Here is a 268-nt window from a genome sequence, read left to right as displayed (position 1 = left end):
AAATGGTTCATTTAACCGAAGATCAAGCGAGCGGTTTTTATGCTGAGCATGAAGGAAAAGCGTTCTTTAATGATCTAAAAGCCTTTATGACATCAGGTCCGATCATGGTCCAAGTGGTAGAGGGAGAAAATGCGATTGCTCGTTATCGTGAATTAATGGGTAAAACTAATCCGGAAGAAGCGGCATGTGGCACGATACGCTCTGATTACGCGCTGAGTATGCGTTATAACTCTGTACACGGCAGCGATAGTCCTATTTCGGCTGCTCG

1 protein-coding gene is annotated in these 268 nt (G+C 44.8%); it reads left to right on the top strand.

Going from position 1 to position 268, the window contains the following annotated elements; translation table 11 throughout:
• The coding region (locus P8629_RS11960) for a nucleoside-diphosphate kinase (protein ID WP_278166335.1) at window positions 1-268 on the top strand (268 nt) is incomplete at both ends.

Origin of the sequence: Hydrogenovibrio sp. 3SP14C1, from assembly GCF_029625905.1 — a bacterium.
In the GTDB taxonomy this organism is placed as follows: domain Bacteria; phylum Pseudomonadota; class Gammaproteobacteria; order Thiomicrospirales; family Thiomicrospiraceae; genus Hydrogenovibrio.
This window is presented reverse-complemented; position numbering and strand designations above follow the sequence as displayed.